Genomic DNA, 1,604 nt, shown 5'->3' on the forward strand with positions numbered 1-1,604 from the left:
TCAGACTGTAGACAAAGCCCTGCTTTTGCAGGGTTTTGCTATTGTTGGAACCGCTTTTCTGATATAATAAATATCAGAAGGGCGGTGTTTTTTATGATGACGAAAAATGCAGATAAAAAAAGAGAACAAATGATGATGTTTTCCATGGATGACATGGTACCTCAAAACCATATGCTGCGATTGATTGATAAAGCAATCAATTGGAACTTTATTTATGATCTGGTTGAAGAAAAATACTGTCCGGATAACGGCCGTCCCAGTATGGATCCCGTTATGCTGATAAAGATACCATTCATTCAGTATCTCTATGGAATAAAAAGCATGCGGCAGACCATGAAAGAGATCGAGGTAAACGTTGCATACCGCTGGTTTCTTGGACTGGACATGCTAGATCCGATACCTCATTTTTCTACATTTGGAAAGAATTATACCCGCCGTTTCAAAGACACAGACCTTTTTGAGCAGATCTTTTCAAAGATATTGGAAGACTGTATGAAATATAATCTTGTAAATACAGGACAGATCTTCGTGGATGCAACACATGTAAAAGCCTGTGCAAACAGTAAAAAAATGCGGAAAAGAGTTGCATATGAACAGGCGCTCTGGTATGAAGAAGAATTAAATAAAGAGATTGAAAAAGACCGCCTGGCACATGGAAAGAAATCATTAAAGAAAAAAGATGATAATCAGCCACCGGCATCCGGTGGAAATGGAAACAATAAAGATTCCAAAGAAGAGAAAATTCCTGAAGATGTAAAAACGCAGAAATGCAGTACCAGTGATCCGGAAAGTGGATGGTTTCGAAAAGGAGAACATAAACATGTTTTTGCATATGCAGTAGAAACTGCATGTGATAAACATGGCTGGATCCTTGGATATACAGTACATCCTGGTAATGAGCATGACAGTCGTACTTTTAAAGCATTATACGATAAGATATCTAAACTGAATCCGCAGATGGTAGTTGCAGATGCAGGATATAAAACTCCGGCAATCGCCCATCAGCTGTTGGAAGATGGAATCCAACCACTTTTTCCGTATACCCGTCCCAAGACCAAAGAAGACTTTTTCGGAAAACACGAATTCGCATATGATGAATACTATGATTGTTATATATGTCCGGGAGCACATATATTGCCATACAGTACAACAAACAGAAGTGGATATAAAGAGTATAAAAGCTGCGGTGAACATTGTGCTGAATGCCAATATCTTTCAAAATGCACAGAAAGCAAGGATCATATAAAACTGATCACACGTCATGTATGGGAAGAATATATGGAAGTGGCAGAAGACATTCGGCACACGATAGGAAACAGACAGATCTATCAGTTAAGAAAAGAAACCATAGAGAGGATATTCGGTACAGCGAAAGAACAACATGGATTTCGATATACGCAGTATGTAGGAAAGGCGCGGATGGAAATGAAAGCCGGGCTTACCTTCGCATGCATGAATCTGAAAAAACTGGCAAAAATTCTGGAAAAACGAGGCTGGAATACAGCCAGATTTTTGTTGATTTTGAAAAAAATAAAAAGAAAAGAAGTTTTAAAAGAAAAATGGTGCTGGGCATAACACCCAACACCAAGTTTGTCTACAGTCTG

Annotated in this window: 1 protein-coding gene; it reads left to right on the forward strand. The window is 38.7% G+C overall.

Annotated elements, in window-relative coordinates; all coding sequences use genetic code 11:
- The first annotated feature begins 93 nt into the window (after window positions 1-93).
- Complete coding sequence (locus DXC01_RS19915) at window positions 94-1,575, forward strand: IS1182 family transposase (RefSeq protein ID WP_118699692.1); 1,482 nt, start codon at window positions 94-96, stop codon at window positions 1,573-1,575.
- The last annotated feature ends 29 nt before the right edge of the window (window positions 1,576-1,604 follow it).

Source organism: Blautia sp. OM07-19 (genome assembly GCF_003481595.1).
GTDB classification, from domain to species: Bacteria; Bacillota; Clostridia; order Lachnospirales; family Lachnospiraceae; genus Blautia_A; species Blautia_A intestinihominis.

Excerpts from the sequence above, each read along its gene's own strand:
- DXC01_RS19915 (WP_118699692.1), top strand. The coding sequence starts at position 94 with ATGATGACGAAAAATGCAGATAAAAAAAGAGAACAAATGATGATGTTT.